The organism is Catenulispora pinistramenti (genome assembly GCF_018274385.1).
GTDB classification, from domain to species: domain Bacteria; phylum Actinomycetota; class Actinomycetes; order Streptomycetales; family Catenulisporaceae; genus Catenulispora; species Catenulispora pinistramenti.
The window spans coordinates 71,468-97,224 of record NZ_JAAFYZ010000001.1; the positions used below are offsets into that span (position 1 = coordinate 71,468).

4 protein-coding genes and 1 pseudogene are annotated in these 25,757 nt (G+C 72.9%); all 5 read right to left on the reverse strand.

The window, feature by feature from the left end:
* Positions 1-129: 129 nt before the first annotated feature.
* A pseudogene (locus tag KGQ19_RS00120) lies at positions 130-22,293 on the reverse strand (SDR family NAD(P)-dependent oxidoreductase); the annotation flags it as partial.
* A 74-nt stretch (positions 22,294-22,367) separates the two neighbouring features.
* Complete coding sequence (locus KGQ19_RS00125; protein ID WP_212006936.1) at positions 22,368-23,477, reverse strand: HAD-IIIC family phosphatase; 1,110 nt, start codon at positions 23,475-23,477, stop codon at positions 22,368-22,370.
* Between the two features lie 20 nt (positions 23,478-23,497).
* A complete protein-coding gene (locus KGQ19_RS00130) occupies positions 23,498-24,619 on the reverse strand; it encodes an acyl-CoA dehydrogenase family protein (protein WP_212006937.1) in 1,122 nt (373 codons plus the stop codon).
* Entirely contained in the window at positions 24,612-24,893 is a 282-nt protein-coding gene (locus KGQ19_RS00135) for an acyl carrier protein (RefSeq protein WP_194896950.1), read from the reverse strand. The genes KGQ19_RS00130 and KGQ19_RS00135 overlap by 8 nt, the downstream gene beginning before the upstream one ends.
* Positions 24,893-25,753: a 3-hydroxyacyl-CoA dehydrogenase family protein gene (locus tag KGQ19_RS00140; protein WP_212006938.1), complete on the reverse strand. Its 861-nt coding sequence runs from the start codon at positions 25,751-25,753 to the stop codon at positions 24,893-24,895. The genes KGQ19_RS00135 and KGQ19_RS00140 overlap by 1 nt, the downstream gene beginning before the upstream one ends.
* Positions 25,754-25,757 lie beyond the last annotated feature (4 nt).

Here is a 25,757-nt window from a genome sequence, read left to right on the forward strand (position 1 = left end):
CACGTCCACCAGCCAGTACGGTCATCACGACTTTACGGTCGCGCGGGGACGCAGAACGCTGATGAAAGGGATCATCCACTCCATCCAGTGAACGAGCTGGATGATGAGCGTATATCGGGCGATAGTCGATCAGTTCAGCGCCTCACCCCCGGCACCGCCGAGGCCCAGCTCGTTGTCGATGAGGTCGAACAGGTCGTCGTCGGTCGCGTCGCCGATCTCCTCGACGCCCGCCGCGGCCTCGGTGCCCGCCGCCCGCAGGCCCTGGAGGATCGCCTCCAGGCGCGTCAGGACCCGCGTCCGCCCCTCGCCGTCCGGCTCCGCCCCGGCCATCACCGCCAGCGCGGCCTCCAGGCCGTCCAGCTCGCGCAGCACCGGCGCGTCTCCCGGTTCCTGCTTCACCAGCTTGGAGCGCAGGTACCCGGCCAGCGCCGTCGGCGTCGGATAGTCGAAGACCAGCGTCGAGGGCAGCCGGGTCCCGGCCGCGGCGTTGATCCGGTTGCGCAGGTCGACGGCGGTCAGCGAGTCGAAGCCGATCTCGCGGAACGTCTGGTCGGGCCGGACGGCGTCCGCCGAGGCGTAGCCCAGGACCGCCGCGACGTGCGCCTGGACCAGGTCCAGCAGGAACCGGTCCTGCTCGGCCGGCGCCAGCGCGGCCAGCCGCTGCTCCATCGAGACGCCACCGGAGCCGGCGGCCGGACCGCCGGTCGCGGTGGCGGCGGTCCGGCGGGCAGCGCCGCCGACCAGGCCCCGCCACAACACCGGGACCTCCTCGCCCCGGCCGGCGCGCGCCCGGACGCCTTGGACGTCGAGCAGCGCCGGGAGCAGCAGCGGCTCGTCCCGGGTCAGCGCCGCGTCCATGAGGGCCAGACCCTCGTCCGCGGTCATCGCCGCGATGCCGCCGCGGTTGATGCGGGAGGTGTCGCCGGCGGCCAGGTGCCCGGTCATGGCGCTGGCGTCCGCCCACAAGCCCCAGGCCAGGGCGGTCGCCGGCAGTCCGGCCGACTGGCGGTGGGCCGCCAGGCCGTCCAGGAAGGCGTTGGCCGCGGCGTAGTTCGCCTGCCCGGCACCGCCGAAGGAGGCGGCGGCCGAGGAGAAGAGGACGAACGCGTCCAGATCGCGGTCGGCGGTCAGGTCGTGGAGGTTCCACGCCCCGTCAGCCTTGGGCCGCATGACGGTGTCCACCCGCTCCGGGGTGAGTGCGGCCACCACGCCGTCATCAAGAACGCCGGTGGAGTGGTAGACGCCGGTGACCGGAACCGCGGCCAGCAGTTCGGCCAGCGCTGCGCGGTCGGCGGCGTCGCAGGACACGACGCTCACTCCGGCGCCGGACTCCGCCAGCGCGGCGGCCAAGGCCGGGACGCCGGTCGCCGCCGGGCCCGAACGTCCGGTCAACAGCAGCTCACCGGCCCGGCCGCTGGCGGCCAGGTGACGCGCCACTCGGCCGCCGATCATGCCGGTGCCGCCGGTGATCAGGACCGTGCCCGATCGGGACGGCGTCCGGGGCACGGTCAGCACGATCTTGCCGACGTGCTTGGCCTGACTCATGAAGCGCAGCGCGTCGCCGATCCGGCGAATGTCCCAGCAACGGACCGGCATGCCGGTGAAGACGCCGTCCTCGATCAGGGCACTGATCCGAGTGAGGATCTCGTGCAGCCGGCCCGGGCCCGCCTCGCCGGTCTCGAACATCCGGTAGCGGACGCCGGGGTGGTCGGTGGCGATCTGGTCCGGGTCGCGGGGGTCGGTCTTGCCCATCTCGATGAAGGCGCCGCCGCGTGACAGGAGGCGCAGCGAGGCGTCCGTGAGCTCGCCCGCCAAGGCGTTCAGGACGATGTCCATGCCCTGATTCGCGGTGACGGCTGCGAACTTCCGCTCGAAGCCGGCGTCACGGGAGGAGGCTATGTGGTCGTCATCCAAGCCCATGGCACGGAGCGCGTCCCACTTGCCGGGGCTGGCTGTGGCGAACACTTCCAGGCCCAGGTGCTTTGCGATCTGGACCGCCGCTGAACCCACACCGCCGGTCGCGGCATGAATCAGGATGCGTTGACCGCGCGCCGCCTGAGCCAAATCAACAAGGCCGTACCAGGCTGTCGAGAAGGCTATCGGGACGGCGGCGGCCTCGGCGAACGACCAGCGGGACGGCAGCAACACGGCAGTGCGCGCGTCCACCACGACGAACGGCCCGAACCCGCCGGCGGCCATGGCCATCACCCGATCGCCGGGCGACAGGTGCTGCACGCCGGGGCCGACCTCGGCCACTACACCGGCGACCTCGCTGCCCAGCAGGGCCTCGCCCGGATACATGCCGAGAGTGATCAGCACATCGCGGAAGTTCACGCCGGCGGCGCGAACCGCGATCCGGACCTGGCCGGGTTCGAGGGCTGTCGACGGGAACGCTGCGACGGCCAGGCCGTCGAGCGTGCCGGGGCGGGCGACTTCCACGCGCCATGGCGTGCCATCGGTGGGGATCGACAGCCCGTCTGCGGGGCGGGTGAGGCGGCGGGCCAGGATGGCGTCGCCGCGGATGGCCAGCTCGGGCTCGCCGGAGGCGAGGGCGCTGGGCAGGAGATCAGAACCCTGGCTCGGGAGGTCTAGGAGGACGAAGCGGTCGGGGTTCTCCGACTGTGCAGATCGGATCAGGCCCCAGACAGCGGCGCCGGACAGATCAGCGACACTCTCACCGGCAGCCGTGGCGACCGCACCACGGGTAACGACGACCAAGCGAGCCGCGACCAACTCATCAGCAGCCAGCCATTGCTGCACCACAGCAAGGACATCAGAAACCGCGCCCCGAGCAGAAGCCCCAGCCCCGGCCCCAGGCGCAGTCACAGCCGAAGCCGGAGTTGCGGCCATGGTTGCGGTTGATGCGTCGGCATCGGCATCGGCATTCGCGCCGGCAGCGACCAGCACCAGATCCGGAACCGGCTCACCAGCCCGCACCGCATCCACCAGCGCCGCCACATCCGCGAACACAGCATCCGCCGAAGCTCCGGGGACACCAGCACCAAGCGCCGCGATCCGCCCGGCCGACTCCCCCGCCGGGACTGACGTCCAGCCCACCGCGAACAAACCGTCGCGCACCACGGCGCCAGCCCCAAGCTGGTCCAGCGCGGCGGGACGCAGCACAAGCGATTCCACCGAGACCACCGGCATGCCGGCGCTGTCGGCCGCCACCAGCGCGATCCCGTCGTTGCCGGTGGCCGTCAGCCGCACGCGCAGGACGGTCGCGCCGGACGCGTACAGGGACACGCCGGTCCAGGCGAACGGCAGTCGCACCTGGCCCGGGCCCGCCTCCGGAAGGACCGAGCCGGAGATGTGCAGAGCCGCGTCCAGGAGCGCCGGGTGCAGGCCGAACCCGGCCGCGTTCGGCTCCGTGGGCAACACGACCTCGGCGAAGAACTCGTCCCCGCGCCGCCAGCCCGCGCGCAGGCCTTGGAACGCCGGACCGTAGCCGTAACCATCGGAAGCGAGCCGATCGTAGAGATCGTCAACCGCGACCGGCTCGGCGTCGCGCGGCGGCCACTCCAGGAACTCCGACATGTCAGGAGCCGACGACGCCAACGCGAGGACGCCCGCGGCATGCCTGGTCCATGGGACGTCACTGTCTTCGGGCCGCGCGTGGATCTCGATCGGGCGGTTCCCGTCGGTGTCCGGACCGACCATCACTTGCACCTGGACCGCCGCGTCTGCGGACAGGGTCAACGGCGCTTCCAGGACGAGATCGTCCAGACGGCCGTAGCCGACAGCATCGCCAGCACGAACCGCCATCTCGACGAACGCCGTACCCGGCAACAGAACCGTCCCGCCGACCGCGTGATCGGCCAGCCACGGATGCGTCCGCAGCGACACCGAACCGGTGAGCACCACGCCCTCGCCCGACACCAATTCCACCGACGTGGCCAGGAACGGGTGTCCCAGCGTCCCGGAAGTCGCCGACGCCGCCACCGGCTTCGGCCAGAAGTGCTGATGTTGGAAGGCATAGGTGGGCAGGTCGATCTGACGGCTCGCGCCGATGACCGCCGGCCAGTCGACGTCGACGCCGCGTACCCACACCTCGGCGAACGAGGCCAGCAGGCGGTCCGGGCTGCCGTTGTCGCGGCGTAGTGAACCGGAGACTACGGGGGCTGCGACACCCTGGTCTTCCAGGGTCTCGGTCACCGCTGCGGTCAGCACCGGATGCGGCGACATCTCCAGGAAGACGCCGTGGCCGGAGTCGGCCAGAGCACGGACGGCACGGTCGAACTCGACCGTCGCACGCAGGCTGTCGAACCAATAGCTGGCAGCCAACTCAGGACCTTGAAGCCATTCGCCGGAGACTGCCGAGACCATGGGGATGGTCAGCTCGGTGGGAGTGACAGGCGCAAGGACCTCGGTGATCTCGGCACGCAGTTGCTCGACTTGGGCGCTGTGCGAGGCGTAATCGACGGGGATACGGCGCGCGCGGACCTCGTCGGCTTCGCAGGCCGCTAGCAGTTCGGACAGCGCGTCGGGCTCGCCGGAGACGACTGTCGCGGAGGGGCCGTTGACCACGGCGATCGACAGACGATCGCCGAACCCTGCGATACGGGCTCGTACCGCATCCACCGGCTCCGCGACCGAAACCATGCCGCCGGCACCGGCCAACACCCGCAACGCACGACTGCGCAGCGCCACAACCCGCGCGCCGTCCTCAAGAGACAGAGCCCCGGCAACAGTCGCCGCTGCGATCTCGCCCTGAGAGTGACCGATTACTGCATCCGGTGTGACGCCTGCGGCTTGCCATACCGCTGCCAAGGACACCATCACTGCCCACAGAGCTGGCTGAACCACGTCGACAGCTTCGAGAGCGGCCGGATCGCTCAGGACATCGGTCAGGGACCAGTCCACGAACGGTGCCAAGGCGCGGCCGCACTCGGCGAGGCGTTCGGCGAACACCGGCGAGGACGCAGCAAGGTCACGACCCATACCGGCCCACTGCGCACCCTGCCCCGGGAACACGAACACCGAACGGCCGGTCGCCGACGCCGAACCGGTCACCACTGAACCAGCAGCCTGATTCGTCGCCGCTGCGGCCAAGCCAGCTCCCAGCTCCTGACCGGCCGATCCGATCACTACCGCTCGGTGCTCGAATACCGCGCGTGTGGAGGCCAGGGACCACGCCACGTCGCGCACATCGAGGTCAGGGCGCGCCTCGGTCGACGCGCGCAACCGCTCAGCCTGCGAACACAGCGCCGCATCGGACCGACCCGACACGATCCACGGCACCACACCACCGACCACCGGATCGGCCCCGGTAGCCGAATCGGCCTCGACCGTCGGATCAGCCCCGACCGTCTCGGCAGCCTCAGCGACCGGCGGCTCTTCCAAGATCACGTGCGCGTTCGTCCCACTGATCCCGAACGAGGACACCCCGGCCCGCCGGGGACGTCCGGAAACCGGCCACGACACCGACTCACTCAGCAGCCTGATATTCCCCGCATCCCAGTCGATGTGCGAGGAGGGCTCCGCGACGTGCAGCGTGCGGGGCAGTTCCGCATGCCGCAGGGCCAGCACCATCTTGATCACGCCGGCCGCGCCGGCGGCCCACTGCGTGTGGCCGATGTTCGACTTCACCGAGCCCAGCCACAACGGCTGGTCCTCGGGCCGATCCTGGCCGTAGACCGCCATCAGCGCGCCGGCCTCGATCGGGTCGCCCAGCTCGGTCCCGGTACCGTGCGCCTCCACCGCGTCCACCTCGGACGGCTTCAGACCCGAAGCAGCCAGCGCAGCCCGGATCACCCGCTGCTGCGACGGGCCGTTCGGGGCGGTCAGACCGTTCGACGCGCCGTCCTGATTGATCGCGCTGCCCCGGACCACCGCAAGGACCTGATGCCCGTTGCGGCGCGCATCGCTCAGCCGCTCCAGCACCACCATGCCGACGCCCTCGGCGATTCCCATGCCGTCCGCGGCGTCGGAGAACGCCTTGCTGCGGCCGTCGGGGGCCAGGCCCCGCTGCCGGGAGAACTCGATGACCGCGCCGGGTACGGCGACCACCGTCACGCCGCCGGCCAGCGCCAGGTCGCACTCCCCTGCGCGCAGGGCCTGACCGGCCAGGTGCATCGCCACCAGCGAGGAGGAGCACGCCGTCTCCACCGTCACCGCCGGGCCCTCCAGCCCGAACGTGTACGCCACCCGGCCGGAGATCACGCTGGCGGCCGTGCCGGTCATCAGGTAGCCCTCGGCCGCCGCCTCCTCGACGCCGCCGCTGCCGTAGCCGGAGGTCGCGGCGCCGACGAAGACGCCGGTGTCCGAGCCGCGCAGCGCCGCCGGGTCGATCCCGGCCCGCTCGAACGCCTCCCAGGACGTCTCCAACAACAGTCGCTGCTGCGGGTCCATCGCCAGTGCCTCACGCGGGCTGATCCCGAAGAACACCGGGTCGAAGTCGCCCGCGCCGTCCACGAAGCCGCCTTCGCGCACATACGAGGTGCCGCTGTGGTCCGGATCCGGATGGTAGAGCTCTTCGATGTTCCAACCACGATCGGCGGGGAAGCCGGCGACCGCGTCGCGGCCCTGCGCCATCAGCTCCCACAGGTCCTCGGGGCTGTCCACGCCGCCGGGGAACCGGCAGCTCATCGCCACGATCGCGATCGGCTCAGCGCTGAGCGCGCCGGGCTGGGGACGGGAGGACGCGTTCCGGCCGGCCGGATCGCCCGACCCGGCCGAGTCGCCGAGCAGTGCGGTGCGCAGGAAGCGGGCCAGCGCCACCGGGGTCGGGTGGTCGAAGACCAGGGTCGAGGGCAGGCGCAGGCCGGTCACGGTGCCGAGCCGGTTGCGCAGTTCGACCGCGGTGAGCGAGTCGAAGCCGAGTTCCTTGAACGCCCGGTCCGGTGCGGCGGCGTCGGGCGAATCGTGGCCGAGGACCGCCGCGACGTGCGTACGCACCAGGTCCAGCAGCACCCGGTCCCGATCGGCTTCGGCGACCCCGGCCAGCCAGTCCGGCAGGCCGGCGGCGTCCAGCGTCGCGACCGCCGCGGCCTTCGGGCGGCTCGCGGTTCCGGCCAGGCCGCGCCAGATGGCCGGGACGGACTCGCCTCTGGCGGCCCGGGCTCGTACGCCGGGAACGTCGAGCAGCGCCGGGACCAGCATCGCTTCGTCCCGGGACAGGGCGGTGTCCAGCAGGGCCAGACCGTCCGCGGCAGTCAGGGCATTGATGCCGTCGCGGCCGAGGCGGGATTTCTGATCGGCGGCCAGATGGCCGGTCATGGCGCTGGCTTCGGACCACAGGCCCCAGGCCAGAGCGGTGGCCGGAAGGCCAGAGGACTGACGGTGCGCGGCCAGACCATCGAGGAACGCATTCGCCGCGGCGTAGTTGCCCTGGCCGGAGCTGCCGAAGGTCGCGGCCGCCGAGGAGAACAGGACGAAGGCGTCCAGGTCACGGTCGGCGGTCAGGTTGTGGAGGTTCCAGGCGCCGTCGGCCTTCGGGCGCATGACGGCGTCTACTCGTTCCGGGGTCATCGACGTCAGCACGCCGTCATCCAGGATCCCGACCGAGTGGAACACGGACGACACCGGCACCGAGGCCAACAAGCCGGCCAGCGCCTCGCGGTCGGCGGCGTCGCAGGACACGACGCTGACCCCGGCGCCGGAACCCGCCAAGCCCGCCGCCAACGACGGGACTCCGCCGGCGATCGGGCCGGAGCGGCCAGTCAACAGCAGCTCACCGGCCCGGCCGCTGGCGGCCAGATGACGGGCCACTCGGCCGCCGATCATGCCGGTCCCGCCGGAGACCAGGACGGTGCCCGCGGCACGGGGCGTGCGAGGCACGGTCAGGACGACCTTGCCGATGTGCTTGGCCTGGCTCATGAAACGGAACGCCTCACCGATCCGGCGCACATCCCAGCAGCGAACCGGCATGCGCGTGATCACGCCGTCATTGATCAGAGTATTGATCACGGTGAGAATCTCGGCCAACCGGTCGGGGCCGGCGTCCTGGGTGGAGAAGGCCCGGTAGCGGACGCCGGGGTGGTCGGTGGCGATCTGGTCCGGGTCGCGGGGGTCGGTCTTGCCCATCTCGATGAAGGCGCCGCCGCGCGGCAGGAGGCGCAGCGAGGCGTCCGTGAGCTCGCCCGCCAAGGCGTTCAGGACGATGTCCATGCCCTGATTCGCGGTGACGGCTGCGAACTTCCGCTCGAAGCCGGCGTCACGGGAGGAGGCTATGTGGTCGTCATCCAAGCCCATGGCACGGAGCGCGTCCCACTTGCCGGGGCTGGCCGTAGCGAACACTTCCAGGCCCAGGTGCTTTGCGACCTGGACCGCCGCTGAACCCGCACCGCCGGTCGCGGCATGAATCAGGATGCGATGACCGCGCGCCGCCTGAGCCAAATCAACAAGGCCGTACCAGGCCGTCGAGAAGGCCACCGGCACGGCGGCGGCTTCGGCGTACGACCAGCCGGCGGGGACCTGGGTGAGGGTGCGGGCGTCGGCGACCACCAGGGGCGCGAACCCGCTGGTGACGATGCCCATCACCCGGTCGCCCGGCACCAGTCCGGTCACGCCCGAGCCGACCTCGGCCACCACGCCGGCGACCTCGCTGCCGACTATCCCGGCGTCGGGATCCCGATCCGCCGGGACCAGGCCGAGGGTGAGGACGACGTCGCGGAAGTTCACGCCGGCGGCGCGGACCGCGACCCGGACCTGGCCGGGTTCGAGGGCGGCGACGGCCGGGGGGAATTCGGCGGCGGACAGGCCGTCGAGCGTGCCGGGGCGGGCGACTTCGAGGCGCCATGGTGTGCCATCGGCGGGTAGAGAGAGCGCGGCGGAGGGGCGGGTGAGGCGGCGCGCTAGGACGGCGTCGCTGCGAATGGCCAGCTCGGGCTCGCCAGAAGCGAGAGCGCTGGGCAGGAGATCAGAGCCTTGGGATGGGATGTCCAGGAGGATGAAGCGGTCGGGGTTCTCGGACTGTGCGGATCGGATCAGGCCCCAGACAGCCGCACCAGACAGATCGGCGACACTCTCACCGGCAGCCGTGGCGACGGCGCCACGCGTAACGACGACTAGGCGCGCCGCAGCCAGCTCATCGGCAGCCAGCCATCGCTGGACCACAGCAAGGGCATCGGACACCGCGCCACGAGCAGCAGCCGCAGCCCCAAGCGGAGCCGGACCCGAAACCGAAGACCCAGCCCCAGGCGAAGCAGCAGCCGAAGCCGGAGTCGCGGCCGTGGTTGCGGTTGCTGCATCGACATCCGCGCCCGCAGCGACCAGCACCAGATCCGGGACCGGCTCGCCAGCCCGCACCGCCTCGACCAGCGCCGCCACGTCCGCGAACACAGCATCAACCGACAGCCCGGGGACATCAGCGCCGAGTGTCGCGATCCGTCCGGCCGACTCCCCCGCCGCAACCGGGGTCCAGCCGACCGCGAACAGATCGTCGTGCCCTGATGTCGCGCTCGCGTGCAGCTGATCGGCTGCGATGGGGCGTAGCGCGAGAGCGTCAACCGACACCACGGGTGAGCCGGTGCCGTCCGCCGCCGTCACCGCGATCGCGTCGGGGCCGGTGGGGGTCAGGCGCACGCGCAGGACGGTCGCGCCGGAGGCGTGTAGGGACACGCCGGTCCAGCCGAATGGCAGCCGGACCTGTCCGGGGGCCGGTGGCGGCAGGACCGAGCCGGAGATGTGCAGGGCCGCGTCCAGGAGGGCGGGGTGCAGGCCGAAGCCGTCTGCCGCGCCGGCGGCGTCGTCGGGCAGGGCGACTTCGGCGAACACGGTGTCGCCGCGCCGCCAGGCCGCGCGGACGCCCTGGAACGCCGGGCCGTAGCCGTAGCCCTGGGCGGTCAGCCGGCCGTACAGGTCCTGGACCGGGAGCGGATCGGCGTCCCGGGGCGGCCAGACCGTCAGCTCGTCCACGGCTGCGGTCGCGACCTCCGAAGTCACGGCGCCGCCGGCGTGGCGGATCCACGGTATGTCAGTGCTCTGAGTTGACGGACGACTGTGGATCTCGATCGGGCGGCGGCCGTCGGTGTCCGGGCCGACCACCACTTGCACGTGGACTGCCGCGTCTGCGGACAGGGTCAAGGGCGCTTCCAGGACGAGATCGTCCAGACGGCCGTAGCCGACAGCGTCACCGGCCCGCACGGCCATCTCGACAAAGGCCGTGCCCGGGAGCAGAACCGTCCCAGCCACCGCGTGATCGGCCAGCCACGGATGCGTTCGCAGCGACACCGAACCGGTGAGGACCACGCCGTCACCGGAGGCCAACTCCACCGACGTGGCCAGGAACGGGTGTCCCAGCGTCCCGGAAATCGCCGACGACGGCGCCGGCTTCGGCCAGAAGTGCTGGCGTTGGAAGGCGTAGGTGGGAAGGTCCACGCGCTTGGCGGTGCCGATCACCGCCGGCCAGTCGATGTCCACGCCGCCCACCCACGCCTCGGCGAACGACGCGAGCAGGCGGTCCGGGCCGCCGTCATCGCGGCGCAGCGAACCGGAGACCAGCGCGTCGGAGGCTCCGGCGTGTTCCAGCGTCTCGGACACCGGGGCGGTGAGCACCGGATGCGGGGACATTTCCAGGAAGATGCCGTGGTCAGTCCCGGCCAGTACCCGCACGGCCTGGTGGAACTCGACCGTGGAGCGCAGGCTGTCGAACCAGTAGTCGGCATCGAGCTCAGGGCCCTGAAGCCACTCGCCGGAGACAGCCGAGACCATGGGAATGGTCAGCTCGCCGGGGACGAGAGGCGCCAAGACCTCGCTGATCTCCGCACGCAGCTGCTCGACCTGGGCACTGTGTGAGGCGTAGTCCACGGGGATGCGGCGCGCGCGGACCTCGTCGGCTTCGCAGGCCGCGAGCAGCTCGGACAACGCGTCGGGCTCACCCGACACGACTGTCGCCGAGGGGCCGTTGACCACGGCGATGGAGAGGCGGTCACCGAACTCTGCGATACGAGTGCGCACCGCGTCCACTGGCTCGGCTACGGAGACCATCCCGCCAGCGCCAGCCAACACCCGCAACGCGCGGCTGCGAAGGGCTACGACTCGCGCGCCGTCCTCTAGAGACAGAGCCCCGGCAACGGTCGCTGCCGCGATCTCGCCTTGAGAGTGGCCGATTACCGCATCTGGTGTGATGCCTGCGGCTTGCCACACTGCGGCCAGAGAGACCATCACCGCCCACAGAGCTGGCTGCACCACATCAACAGCTTCGAGTGCGGCTGGATCGTTGAGGACATCGGTCAGGGACCAGTCCACGAACGGCGCCAAGGCGCGGCCACACTCGGCGAGGCGCTCGGCGAACACCGGAGAGGCCGCAGCGAGCTCGCTGCCCATGCCAGCCCACTGCGCACCCTGACCGGGGAAGACGAACACCGAACGGCCGGTCGCCGATGCCGAGCCGGTGACTGCTGAGCCGGTGGCCTGGCCGGTCGCGACTGCGGCCAAGCCAGCCGCCAGTTCCTGACGGGCCGAGCCGATCACGACCGCCCGGTGCTCGAAGACCGAGCGGGTGGCGGCCAAGGACCATGCCACGTCCCGCTCATCGAGCTCAGAGCGCGCCACGGTCGACTCCCGCAGCCGTGCGGCCTGGTCCCGCAACGCGGCGTCCGACCCGCCCGACACGATCCACGGCACTACGCCGACGAGCGCAGAGCCAGCCCCGCCATCAAGACCAGCCGAGCCCGCCGGATCAGCCCCGGCAGTCTGCGCGGCCTCGGCGATCGGCGGCTCCTCCAAGATCACATGCGCGTTCGTCCCACTGAATCCGAACGCTGACACCCCCGCCCGCCGCGGCCGCCCGGACTGCGGCCACGGCATGGCCTCGGTCGGCAGCTGGATCTGCCCGGTCGCCCAATCCACGTGCGACGACGGCGCGTCCACGTGCAGCGTCGGCGGCACGACGCCGTGGGCCATCGCGGTGACCATCTTGATGATCCCGGCCACGCCGGCCGCGGCCTGGGTGTGGCCGATGTTGGACTTCACCGAGCCCAGCCACAGGGGCCGGTCCTCGGCGCGGTCCTGGCCGTAGGTCGCCAGGAGTGCGTTGGCCTCGATGGGGTCGCCGAGGGTGGTGCCGGTGCCGTGGCCTTCCACGACGTCGACGTCGGCGGGGGTCAGGCCGGAGGCTGCCAGGGCGGCGCGGATCACGCGTTGCTGGGAGGGGCCGTTGGGCGCGGTCAGGCCGTTGGAGGCGCCGTCCTGGTTGATCGCGCTGCCGGCGACGACGGCCCAGACGCGGTGGCCGCGGCGACGGGCGTCGGAGAGGCGCTCCAGGACCAGGACTCCGACGCCCTCGCCCCAGCCGGTGCCGTCGGCCGCTTCGGCGTAGGCCTTGCAGCGGCCGTCGGGGGACAGGCCGCGCTGGCGGGAGAAGTCGATGAACGTGCCGGGGGTCGACATCACCGTGACGCCGCCGGCCAGGGCCAGCGAGCACTCGCCGGCGCGCAGGGCCTGGACCGCCAGGTGCAGCGCCACCAGCGAGGACGAGCAGGCGGTGTCGATGGTGACCGCCGGGCCCTCCAGCCCCAGGATGTACGACAGCCGGCCGGAGGCGACGCCGCCGGATCCGCCGGTGGCCAGATAGCCCTCGGCCTCTTGCAGGCCGGCAGTGCCCTGGCCGTAGTCGTGGTAGATCAGGCCGGTGAAAACGCCGGTGGGGGTGCCGCGCAGGGTGGCCGGGTCGATGCCGGCGTCCTCCAGCGCGGCCCAGGAGGTCTCCAGCAGCAGCCGCTGCTGCGGGTCCATCGCCAGCGCCTCGCGGGGGTTGATCCCGAAGAACGCGGCGTCGAACTCGGCGGCGTCGTGGAGGAAGCCGCCTTCCCTGGCGTAGGTCTTGCCGACGGCGGTCGGGTCCGGATCGTAGAGCTCTTCGACGTCCCAGCCCCGGTCGGTCGGGAAGTCGCTGAGGGCGTCGTCGCCGCGCAGCACCAGGTCCCACAGGTCCTGCGGGCCCTGCACGCCGCCGGGGAACCGGCAGCCGATGCCGACGATGACCAGCGGGTCGGTATCGAGGTCCGAGCCCGAGCCCGAGCCCGAGGCCGGCACCGGGCCGCCGGCCGCCGGGTCGCCGACGGCCGGGGAGGACGTCGGCACCAGTGCGGCCAGCAGGTGTTCGGTCAGCGCGGTCGGGGTCGGGTGGTCGAAGACCACGGTGGCGGCCAGCCGCAGGCCGGTGGCCGTGAACAGCCGGTTGCGCAGTTCCACCGAGGTCAGCGAGTCCAGGCCGAGTTCCCGGAACGAGCGGCCGGCGGCCGAGGAGGCCAGATTGGTCATGCCGAGCACCACGGCGGTCTGGGCCAGCACGATCTGCCGGACCGCGATGAACCGCTCGGCCGGTGCCAGGGCGGCCAGGCGCGTCGCCAGATCGCCGGCGCCCCGACCGCTGCCGCCGGTCACGGAACCGCCGGCGGACCGGGCACCCGGACGGGCCCGGCGGACCAGGCCGGACAGGAACGGCGGGAGATCCTCGCGGGCGGCGAGCGCCGCCGGGTCGAGCGGGGCCGGCACCAGCAGCGCGTCCGGCGCGTCGAGGGCGGCGGCCAGCAGCTCCAGGCCCTCGGCGTCGCCGATCGGCCGGAAGCCGTCGCGGGCCATGCGCTGCCGGTCGGCACCGGCGAGCCGGCCGGCCATCCCGGCTTCCTGCTCCCACGGACCCCACGCCAGCGCCGTGCCGGGCAGGCCGAGGCGGCGCCGGTGGGCCGCGACCGCGTCGAGGAAGGTGTTCGCCGCGGCGTAGGCGCTCTGGCCCGGGTTGCCCCAGATCCCGGCGACCGAGGAGAACAGCACGAAGGCGCGCACGTCCCGGTCGGCGGTCAGCTCGTGCAGGTGCCAGGCCGCGTCGACCTTGGGACGCAGCACGGCGGCCAGGCGCTCGCCGGTCAGGGCGGCGACCGTCCCGTCGTCCAGGACGCCGGCGGCGTGGACGACCGCGGACAGCGGCCGGTCGGCCGGAACCGCGGCGAGCAGCCCAGCCAGCGCCGGGCGGGATGCCACATCGCACGCGCGCAGGCTCACGTCGGCACCGTGCGCGGCGACGTCCGCGGCGAGCGCGGCGGCGCCGGGGGCGGCGGGGCCGCGCCGCGAGGCCAGCAGCAGGTGCCGGGTCCGGCCCTCGGCGGCCAGCCGCCGGGCCACGAGCGCTCCCAGACCGCCGGTCGCGCCGGTGATCAGAACCGTGTCATCGGAAGCGGAGCCGGAACCGGAGCCGAGCGCCGGCGACCGGTCCGGCACGGTGAGCACCACCTTGCCGACCAGCCGCGCCTGGCTCAGCTGCCGGAAGGCCTCCGGCGCGTGCCGGACGTCCCAGCAGGTGACCGGCAGCGGGCTCAGGGCACGGTCCGCGAACAGTCCGGAGAGCTCGGCGAGCATGCCGCTGATCCGCTCCGGGTCCAGCTCCAGCAGGTCAAAGGCCTGGTATTCGAGTCCGTGGTCGGCGGCCACCCGCGCGGCATCGCGGATGTCCGCCTTGCCCATCTCGACAAACCGGCCGCCGGGGGCGGTCAGCCGCAACGAGGCGTCCACGAACTCGCCGGCCAGCGAGTCGAGCACCACGTCGACCCCGCGGCCGTCGGTGACGGCGCGGAAGGCGGCTTCGAACTCCAGCGTCCGCGACGAAGCGAGCCGGTCCTCGGCCAGGCCCAGGGCCCGCAGGGCCGGCCACTTGCCGGTGCTGGCGGTTCCGTAGACGTCGGCCCCGAGGTGTCGGGCGAGCTGGACGGCGGCCAGGCCGACCCCGCCGGCGGCGGCGTGGATGAGCACTGATTCGCCGGCCCGCAGCGCGGCCAGTTCCACGAGGGCGTGGTAGGCGGTCAGGAACACCACGGGCGCCGCGGCGGCCTCGGCGAACGTCCAGCCGTCCGGGACGGCGGTCAACAGCCGCGCGTCGGTGCGGGCGACCGGCGTGAAGGCGCCGCGGAACAGGCCCATGACCCGGTCGCCGACCGCCACCGACGTGACGCCGGACCCGACGGCCAAGACCACGCCCGCGCCTTCCAGCCCGAGCGGGCCGGCCTCGCCCGGATACATGCCCAGCGTGTTCAGCACGTCCCGGAAGTTCACCCCGCAGGCGCGCAGGCCGACGCGCACCTCGCCGGGGGCGAGGTCGGGCTCCGCCGCGTCGCCGGGCTCTGCCATGTCGCCATCCGCGACCAGGCGCAGGTTGTCCCAGCTCCCTGGTTCGGTGAACGCCAGGTGCCAGCCGGACCGGCGGTCCGGGACCCGGAGTCCGGCCTCGGACCGGGTCAGGCGCGGGATCACCAGGCGGTCGGCGCGGATCGCGAACTGTGGCTCGTCCAGGGCCAGCCCGGCCGCGAGCCGTTCGGGACCGTAGGCGGTCTCATCGACGTCGGCGAGGATGAACCGGCCAGGATGCTCGGTCTGGGCTGTCCGAACCAGACCCCAGATCGGGGCGGCGGCGGGCCGCACCGGCGCGGAGTCGCCGGTGTCCACGGCGCCGGTGGTGACGAGCACCAGACGGCAGGCGTCCAGGACGTCCTCGGCCAGCCACCGCTGGATCAGATCCAGGGCGGCGCCGGCGGACCGGTGCGCGGCGGTCGCCGCGTCGGAGTCGGCGGTGCGGTTGGTGTCATTGTCGGTGTCGCTGTCGGTATCGCAGTAGGCGAAGACGATGCTCGGCAGCGTCCCGGCCGCACCGGCCGCCACCAGGTCGCTCAGGTCGGCATACCGCTCAACGCCGGCGAGGGCATCGGCGGGCGCCGATCCGAGCACCGCCATCGACAGTGATCCCACGGCCTGATCGGCAGCGGCCTCGGGCGCCGGCACCCACTCCAGCCGGTGCAGCGCCTCGGACCGCGGCTCGGCGGTCGGCGCCTCGCGCAGCACCAGCGAGTCGACCACGATGATCGGCGCACCGGTCGGGTCGGTCAGGGTCACCGAGACCGCGTCGCCGGCCCCGGCCGGGGCGATCCGCACCCGCGCCGCGTTCGCCTCGGTCGCGAACAGCCGGACCCCGGTCCAGGCGAACGGGATCCGGGGACCGCCGTCCGCGCCGGACAGCGCACCGTCCAGGCCGATGGCGTGCAGCGCGGCGTCGAGCAGGGCGGGGTGGACGCCGTATCCGGCGGTGGTCAGACCGGCCGGGAGTTCGATCTCTGCGAACCTCTCGGCGCCTCGGCGCCACACCGCGCGCAGCCCGCGGAACGCCGGCCCGTAGGGCAGGCCGATGTCGGCCAGCTCCGCATACAGGTCGGCGGGGTCGACGGCGTCGGCTGGGAGTGCGCCCTCCGACGGCCAGGACGGCAGCGGCGCCACGGACGCCACCGACGCCGCGGACCGGCCTTCGTCGGACGCCACGGTCCCGGCAGCATGCCGGATCCAGGCACCGCGCTCCCCCGCGTCCTCGGACCGCGAGTAGACGGCCAGGCCCCGGCGGCCATCGGGGTCCGGTTCGGCGACCGTCACCCGGATCTGCACGCCGCCGCGCTCGGGCAGGCGCAGCGGGGTGTCGATGACCAGTTCTTCGAGGTCTGCGGCACCGGCTTCGGCGCCGGCGTGCAGCGCCAGGTCCACGAACGCCGTGCCGGGGACGATCGGCGAGCCGGCGACCACGTGATCGGCCAGCCAGGGATGGGTGCGCGGGGCCAGCCGCCCGGTGAGCACCAGACCGCCGTCGGCCGGGAGGTGCACGGCGGCGCCGAGCAGCGGATGCCCGGCCGCGGCCTGCCCCAGGCCCGCCGCGTCGGCGGAGCCGGGGGCGGCGGCGAGCCAGTAGCGGCCGCGCTGAAAGGCGTAAGTGGGCAGCTCGACGTGCCGCACACCGCGGTCGGCGAAGAAGCCGGACCAGTCCACCGCCACGCCCCGGACCTGGGCCGAGGCCACGGCGGTGAGCAGCGTCCGCACCTCGTCGCGGTCCCGGCGCAGGCCCGCGAGCCAGGCCTCGGAGCCGTCGGCGGGCTGGCTCTGGGCGCCCATCGCGGTCAGCGCCGCGTCCGGGCCGATCTCGACGAAGGTCCGGGCTCCGGCCGCCCGCAGCGCGTCCACGGCGGCGCCGAACCTGACGGTCTCGCGGACGTGCCGCACCCAGTAGGCCGGATCGGTGACCTCGTCGGTCACCTCGGCGCCGGTCAGCGCGGACACCAGGGACAGCTCGGGCCGCCGGAAGTCCAGGCCGCCGATGGCGGTGGCGAACTCGGCCAGCATCGGCTCCATCGACGCCGAGTGGAACGCGTGCGAGACCTGGAGCCGCCGGGTGCGGGTGCCGTCGGCGGCGAGCTCGGCGGCAGCCGCCGCCACCGAGCCTTCCAGCCCTGAGATGACCGAGGCCTGCGGTCCGTTGACGGCCGCGATCTCCGCTCCCGGATGCCGCGACAGCACCTCGCGGACCCGCTGCTCGGCGGCGGCCACGGCGATCATCGCCCCGCCGGCCGGCAGCGCCTGCATCAGCCGGCCGCGCGCGGCGACCAGCGCGCAGGCGTCCGGCAGCGACCACACCCCGGCGACGTGCGCCGCGGCGATCTCGCCGATCGAGTGCCCGGCCAGCAGGTCCGGCCGGACGCCCCAGGATTCCAGGAGCCGGTACAGGGCGACTTCCAGGGCGAACAGTCCGGCCTGGGTCCACATCGTGTCGTGGACCGGTCCGCCGTCGATCGCCGCGGCGACCGAGCCGCCGAGGTGCCGGTCCAGTTCGGCGCAGGCCTGGTCGAACGCGGCGGCGAACACCGGGAACGCCGCGGCGAGTTCGCGGCCCATACCGTGACGCTGGGCGCCCTGGCCGGTGAAGACGAAGGCGAGCCGGCCGGCCGTGCCGGAGACACCGGTCGGCGCGTCAGAGTCCTGATCGTCGGCCAACGCGGACAGCGCGGTCAGCAGTTCCCGGCGGTCGGCGCCGAGCAGGACGGCCCGGTGTTCCCAGGCGGATCGGGTGTCGGCCAGCGACCAGGCGATGTCGGCGGCGTCGAGGTCGCCGTGCCCGGTCAGGTAGGCGTGCAGCCGCCGGGCTTGGGCCGGCAGGCCCTCGGCGGTCCGCGCCGACACCAGCCAGGGCAGGACCGGCAGGGCTGCCCGGTCCGGGCTTCCGGGGTCCGCGACCGGCCGATCGGGTGCCGGTGCCGGTTCCGGTATCGGTGCCGGTCCCGTGACGCCCTCGGCGCCTTCCAGGATCACGTGCGCGTTGGTGCCGCTGATCCCGAAGGAGGACACACCGACGCGCCGCGGTCGCGGCCCGCTCGGCCAGGAAACGGTGTCCGTCAGCAGCCGCACGGCACCGCTGGACCAGTCGACGTGCGGCGTCGGCTCGTCGGCGTGCAGGGTGCGGGGCAGCTCGCCGTGGCCCAGCGCCAGCACCATCTTCATGATGCCGGCGGCGCCGGCCGCCCACTGGGTGTGGCCGAGGTTCGACTTCACCGAGCCCAGCCACAGCGGCCGGTCCTCGGGGCGGTTGCGGCCGTAGGTCGCCAGGATCGCCTGCGCCTCGATCGGGTCGCCGAGCGGAGTGCCGGTGCCGTGCGCCTCGACGACGTCCACGTCGGAGGGCACGAGTCGGGCACCGTCCAGCGCGGCGCGGATGACCCGCTGCTGCGACGGGCCGTTGGGCGCGGTCAGACCGTTGGACGCGCCGTCCTGGTTCACCGCGCTCCCGCGCACCACCGCGAGGACCTGATGTCCGTTGCGGCGCGCGTCGGACAGCCGCTCCACCACGATCATCCCGGCGCCCTCGGCCATGCCCATGCCGTCGGCCGCCGCCGAGAACGCCTTGCTGCGGCCGTCGGAGGCCAGGCCGTGCTGGCGCGAGAACCAGCCGAACCATTCGGTGGTGGTCATGATGCTGATCCCGCCGGCCAGCGCGAGATCGCACTCGCCGGAGCGCAGCGACTGGCAGGCCAGGTGCAGCGCGACCAGCGAGGAGGAGCAGGCGGTGTCCACCGTGACCGCCGGGCCCTCCAGGCCGAAGGTGTAGGCGACGCGGCCGGACATGACGCTGGCCGCGGTGCCGGTCATCAGGTGGCCGTCCTCGGCCGGCGCGCTGCCGGCCCCGTATCCGGACACCGCGGCGCCGACGAACACGCCGGTCGCGCTGCCGCGCAGGGCCGCGTGGTCCAGCCCGACGCGCTCGAAGGCCTCCCAGGAGGTCTCCAGCAGCAGCCGCTGCTGCGGGTCCATCGCCAGCGCCTCGCGCGGACTGATCCCGAAGAAGCCGGGATCGAAGTCGGCGACGTCCCGGACGAAGCCGCCGGCCTGGGCGTGCGGCGTGTCGGGCAGGTCCCAGCCGCGATCGGCCGGGAAGGCGCCGACCGCGTCGCCGCCGCGCGCCAGCAGGTCCCAGAGCTCTTCGGGAGTCGTGACATCGCCGGGATACCGGCAGCTCATCGCGACGATGGCGATGGGTTCGTCCAGGACCGGGCGAGGCGTTCGGCGCTTGCGCACGCCGGCCCGGCTGACCGTGCGCGACCCGTCGGCCGATCGGCCGCCCTGTCCGTCCCGGGCCAGCCCGGCACCGAGGAACCGGGCCGCCTGGGCCGGGGTCGGTTCGTCGAAGATGAGGGTGAGCGGGAGGTCGACACCGGTGGCCGCGGCGAGACGGTCGCGCAGTTCCACGCCGGTGACGGAGTCGAAGCCGAGTTCCTTGAAGGTGCGGTCGGGGACGACGGCGTCCGGGGTGGGGTGGCCGAGGACGACGGCGGCGTGGGAGCGGACCAGTTCCAGGGGGTCGGGGCCGGCGGCGGCGTCGGTCGGGGCCGCCGCGTCGGGCGCGAGCTCGTCCTGATCGTCGTCTTCGTATTCGTACTCGTCCTGCCAGGAGGTCTCGTAGACGCCGGCGGCGGGGGCGAGCCAATAGCGTTCGTGCTGGAAGGCGTAGGTGGGCAGATCAACGCGGCGGCCGGCGCCGATGACGGTCGGCCAGTCCACCGGCACGCCGCGGACCCAGGCCTCGGCGAAGGAGTGCAGCAGGCGGGTCGGGCCGCCGTCGTCGCGGCGCAGCGAGCCGGAGACCACGGCGGCCGGGGTGCCGTGGTCGGCCAGGGTCTCGGCGGCCGCGGCGGTGAGCACCGGGTGCGGCGACATCTCCAGGAAGACACGGTGGCCACAGTCCGCGAGGATGCGGACGGCCCGGTCGAATTGAACGGCTTGGCGCAGGTTGTCGTACCAGTAGCCGGCGTGCAGATCAGCGCCCTGAAGCCACTGCCCCGACACCGTCGAGACCATGGGGACGGTCAGCTCGGCGGGGACGGCGGGAGCCAGGACCTCATCGAGCTGGTCGCGCAACTGCTCGACTTGGGAGCTGTGGGAGGCGTAGTCGATCGGGATGCGGCGGGTGCGGACACCTTCGGCCTCGCACGCCGCGACCAGCTCGGCCAGCGCGTCGAGCTCGCCGGAGACCGCTGCCGCGGACGGGCCGTTGACCACGGCTATGTTCAGGCGGTCGCCGAACCCGGCGATCCGGGCCCGGACCGCGTCCGCGGGCTCGGCCACGGAGACCATGCCGCCGCCACCGCCGCGCAGCGACCGCAGGGCACGGCTGCGCAGGGCCACGACGCGGGCGGCGTCGTCCAGGGTGAGCGCCCCGGCGACGGTCGCCGCGGCGATCTCGCCCTGGGAGTGGCCGACCACGGCGTCCGGGACGATGCCCGCGGCCTGCCACACCGCGGCCAGCGAAACCATCACCGCCCACAGAGCCGGCTGCACCACATCGTCGGTCTCCAGCGCGGCGGGATCAGCCAGAACCTCGTCCAGCGACCAATCCACGAAGGGCGCCAGAGCACGACCACACTGAGCCAGACGCTCGGCGAACACCGGAGAGGCCGCGGCCAATTCGCGGCCCATACCGGCCCACTGAGACCCCTGACCGGGGAAGACGAACACGGTCTGGCCGGCGGCCGAGCCCGGCACGACACCGGCGACGGCCGCGGCCGAAGCGGACCCGGTCGCCACCGCCGCCAGGGCCGTACCGCCACCGGTCACCACGGCGCGGTGTTCGAAGGCTGACCGGCTGGTGGCCAGCGACCTGGCGACGTCGGTCGGGTCCAGTTCGGGGCGCGCCTGGACGAACTCGCGCAGCCGCTCGGCCTGCCCCCGCAACGCCGATGCCGACCGGGCGGAGACCAGCCACGGCACGACGCTACGGTCCGCGATGACCGCAGGCGCAGTGCCGTGCCCGGCGTCGGCGTCCGAAGCCTGCGACGCGGCCGGAGCCTCTTCCACGATCGCGTGCACGTTTGTGCCGGAGATCCCGAACGAGGAGACCCCGGCCCGGCGCACCCGCGGGCCGGACGGCCACGGCCGCGCCTGCGTCAACAGTTTGATATTACCGGCGTCCCAGTCCACCCGGGAGGACGGCGCGTCCACGTTCAACGTCCGCGGCAGCACGCCGTTGCCCAGCGCCAGCACCGTCTTGATCAAGCCCGCGACCCCCGCGGCCGCGAGCGTGTGTCCGAGGTTGGACTTCACCGAGCCCAGCCACAGCGGCCGGTCCTCGGGACGGTCCCGGCCGTACCCGGCCAGCAGGGCGCTCGCCTCGGCGAGGTCGCCGAGGCGGGTGCCGGTGCCGTGCGCCTCCACCGCGTCGATGTCGGCGGCCGACAGGCCGGCGGCGGCCAGGGCGGCCTGGATCACCGCTTGCTGCGCCCGCGGGTTCGGCACCATGAGCCCGACCGGTCCGCTGAGCGCGTCGCCGGCGCCGTCGTTGTTGATGGCGGTCCCCCGCAGGACCGCCAAGATCTGGTGTCCGTTCCGGCGGGCGTCGGACAGCCGTTCCAGCACGACCAGGCCGACGCCCTCGGACCACACCGTGCCGTCCGCCGCGTCGGCGAACGGCTTGCAGCGGCCGTCCGGGGCCAGGCCGCGCATACCGCTGAACGCGACGAAGTTCCCGGGACCGGCCAGTACGCAGGCGCCGCCGGCCAGGGCGAGCGCGCATTCGTCGTTCATCAGGGACTGGGCGGCCAGGTGCACCGCGACCAGCGAGCTGGACGCGGAGGTGTCCACCGTCAGCGTCGGGCCGGCCAGGCCCAGCGCGTAGGCGATCCGGCCGGAGGCGACGCTGGTGGCGGTGCCGGTCAGCAGGTGGCCGGCCATGCCTTCGGGCGCCTGGTGCAGCCGCGGGCCGTAGTCCCGCGGCTCGGCGCCGACGAAGACCCCGGTGGCCGAGCCGCGCAGCGCGGCCGGGTCGAGCCCGGCGCGCTCCAGCGTCTCCCAGGCGACCTCCAGCAGCTGGCGCTGCTGCGGGTCCATGGCCAGGGCCTCGCGCGGGCTGATGCCGAAGAACGCCGGGTCGAACCCGGCGGCCTCGGCCAGGAACCCGCCGCGCGTGACCACGGTCTGCCCGGCGGCCAGCTGCCATCCGCGATCGGCCGGGAAGTCGGAGATGACATCCCGCTCCTGGGACAGGACTCGCCACAGATCCTCCGGCGAGCCGATGCCGCCGGGGTACCGGCAGCCCATCCCCACGATCGCGACCGGCTCCGCCCAGCCCTGATTCGTCATGCCCGGGCCCCTGCCCTCACTGCTCGGTCCGCCGCCAGCGCGGGTGCGGTGACGGTCATCGTCGTCGCCCCGGGCCGCCGGTCGGCGACCAGGTGCAGACGTTTGACGTCGCGGTCCGCCTCGGCCAGGGCGGGCAGGTCGGCCAGGCAGTCGCAGGGCTCCTCGGTGAACCCGGCGAACCGGTAGGCGATGTCCATCATCCGGTTCCGGTCGGTGGGCCGGAAGTCGGCCACCAGGTGCGCGCCGGCCTGGGCGGCCTCGTCGACCAGCCAGTTCAGCAGCACCGAGCCGGCGCCGAAGGTGACCACCCGGCAGGAGGTCGCCAACAGCTTCAGGTGCCAGAGGGCGTCGTGGTACTCCAGCAGCAGCACGCCGACCGCGCCGTGCGGGCCGAACCGGTCGGCGAGGGTCACGGTGATGACCTCGTTGTCCGGGTCCGTCAGCAGAGCGCGCAGCGTGGCGTCGGAGTAGTGCACGCCAGTGGCGTTCATCTGGCTGGTGCGCAGGGTCAGTTCCTCGACCCGGGTCAGGTCCACCTCGTCGGCCCGCTTGACCGCCATGACCAGTTCCAGCGAGCGCAGGAAGTCCTCGTCGGGCCCGTTGAACGTCTCCTTCTCCGCGTCCCGCCGGAAGCCGGCCTGGTACATCTCGCGCCGGCGCCGGGAGTCCTCGGTGACGAACTCCGGGGTGAACTCCGGCAGCCCGGTCAGCTTCAGCGCGTCCTCGGCCGGGTAGCAGCGCACCTCGGGGTGGCTGTAGTTGACCTCGGCGCGCTCGGTGGGCTGGTCGTCGATGAACGCGATGGTGGTCAGCGCGAACTGGAGCTTGTCGGCGATGTCCCGCACCGAGTCCGACTTGCGCCCCCAGCCGATCGCGGGGTGGACGAAGTACTCGGCGACGCCGAGCTTCTCCAGCTGCTCCCAGGCCAGGTCGTAGTCGTTCTTGCTGGCGATGGACTGCAGGATGCCGCGGGAGTCCAGGGCGATGATCACATCCCTGATCTCCTCGGGGAACTCGACCTCCCCGTCCTCCAGGACGGTGCCCCGCCACAGAGTGTTGTCCAGGTCCCAGACCAGGCACTTGACCAGTTTGGGCTTGTCAGCCACAGGGATCTCCTCGGTTGTGCTCAGCACTTCGGTTCGGGTACGACGGTCAGGGCGTGCCGGGCCAGGATCAGCTCACAGATCTCGGTGGAGCCCTCGATGATCTCCATGAGCTTGGCGTCCCGGTACGCGCGGGCGACCACGTGGCCGTCCTGGGCCCCGGCCGAGGCCAGGACCTGCACCGCGGTCGCCGCCGCGGCCGCGGCCTGGGTGGCGGCGACGTGCTTGGCCAGCACCGCGGCGACCACGAGCTCCGCGGAGTTCGCGTCCCAGCAGCGGCTGGCGTGCTCACAGGCCCTGGTCGCCACCTGTTCGGCGACCAGCAGAGCGGCCAGGTGGCGGGCCACCAGCTGGTGCTCGGCCAGCACGACGCCGCCCTGCTGCCGGGTGCGCGCGTGCACGGTCGCGGCGTTGAGGCAGGCCCGGATGATGCCGACGCAGCCCCAGCCCACTGACATCCGGCCGTAGGTCAGCGCGGTGGTGAACAGCAGTTGCAGCTGCTGTCCGCCGCCGCCGAGCACACTGGAGGCCGGCAACCTCACGTCGTCCAGGCGCACGTCACTGTGCCCGGCCGCGCGGCAGCCCATCGGGGACGGGACCGGCTCGATGCTCACGCCGGGTGCCGAGGCCGGCACCACCACGAAGGCGGCGTCGTCCCCGAACCGGCCGAGCACCAGGAGCAGATCGGCGTAGCGGGCCCCGGTGATCCACTTCTTGTGGCCGGAGACCACCACCGAGTCGCCGTCCGGCGTGATCGTGGTCTGCATCGCCGACAGGTCGCTGCCGGCCTCCGGTTCGCTGAACGCCACCGCGGCCAGCTGACCGCCGGTCAGGTCCGCCAGGTACCGGCGGCGCTGTTCGCGGTCGCCGAGCCGCTGCACGGTGAAGGCGGCGATGCCCTGCGAGGTCATGATGCTGCGCAGCGAACTGTCCAGCGCGCCGACATGGGCGCTCAGCGCGCCGTTGTCCGCGCTGGACAGGCCCAGGCCGCCGAAGGAGGCCGGGACCTCGGCGCACAGCACGCCGCGCGCGCCGAGCTTGCGCAGCAGGTCGACCGGCAGCAGCCCGGCCAGGTCCCAGGCTTCGGGCTGGTCGCCGACGAGTTCGCCCAGGAAGGCGAACTCGTCGGCCAGGATGTCAGGCATCGGCGCCGGCGGCCGCGGCCCGCAGCCGGAGCACGAGCTCGGTCATCGCCTGCACGGTGCGGAAGCTGTCCAGCTTCAGGTCCGCGCCGATGATCGCTATGTCGTAGGTCTCCTCCAGGTGGACCACGAGCTGCATGGCGAACATCGAGGAGACCAGGCCGGACTTGAACAGGTCCTGGTCGGGCTCCACGGCGGTGTTCAGGACCGAGTCCAGATGGCCGCGCAGGCCCTTCTCGATCTCGCCGGCGGTGAGCTCGGTCTGTTCGGCGGTCATCACATTGCCTTTCCGTAGTCATAGAACCCCCGGCCGGTCTTCCGGCCGAGGTTCCCTTCACGCACCTTCTCCAGGAGGAGGTCGCAGGGGTTGCAGCTCTCGTCGCCACGCTGCTTGTAGAGCACCCGCAGCGAGTCCACGAGGTTGTCCAGTCCGATCAGGTCGCCGGTGCGCAGCGGGCCGGTGGAGTGGCCCAGGCACCCTTCGAGCAGCCCGTCCACCACCTCGGCCGGGGCCACCCCCTCCTGCACGAGCATCGCCGCGGTGTTGATCAGCGGGTGCAGCAGCCGGTTGATGACGAAGCCGGTGGAGTCGTTGATCACCAGCGACTTCCGGCCCAGGTCGGTGAGCAGGCCGGTGACGGCGGCCAGGATCTCCGGCGAGGTGCCGGTGCCCCGGATCACCTCGACCATCTCGATCATGTAGGCCGGGTTCATGAAGTGGACGCCGACCAGTTCCTCCGGCCGGCTCACGTGCTCGGCCATCTCGTCGATGGAGATGCAGGAGGTGTTGGAGATCAGGGTCGTGCCGGGGCGGACGATCCCGGAGACCTCGGCCAGCACCTTGTACTTGGTCTCGGCGATCTCCACGACCGCCTCCACCACCGTGGTGGCGTCGGCCACGTCGGTCAGCGAGACCGTGGTGGTCAAGGTGCCCTGCGGCCGGTCCGGCAGGACGTCCATCAGCTGGGCGTGCCGCAGTTTGGTCTTGATGGTCCGGCGGGCCTCGGCCAGCTTGTCCTCGTCGAGGTCCACGAGGGTGACCGGGACGCCGTGGCCGAGCGCCAGCGCGGAGATGTTCGTCCCCATCACGCCGGCGCCGATCACGGCGAGCCGGTGCGCCGTGTAGTCGGTTGTCATATCA

Excerpts from the sequence above, each read along its gene's own strand:
- KGQ19_RS00130 (WP_212006937.1), bottom strand. The coding sequence starts at position 24,619 with ATGCCTGACATCCTGGCCGACGAGTTCGCCTTCCTGGGCGAACTCGTC.
- KGQ19_RS00135 (WP_194896950.1), bottom strand. The coding sequence starts at position 24,893 with ATGACCGCCGAACAGACCGAGCTCACCGCCGGCGAGATCGAGAAGGGC.
- KGQ19_RS00140 (WP_212006938.1), bottom strand. The coding sequence starts at position 25,753 with ATGACAACCGACTACACGGCGCACCGGCTCGCCGTGATCGGCGCCGGC.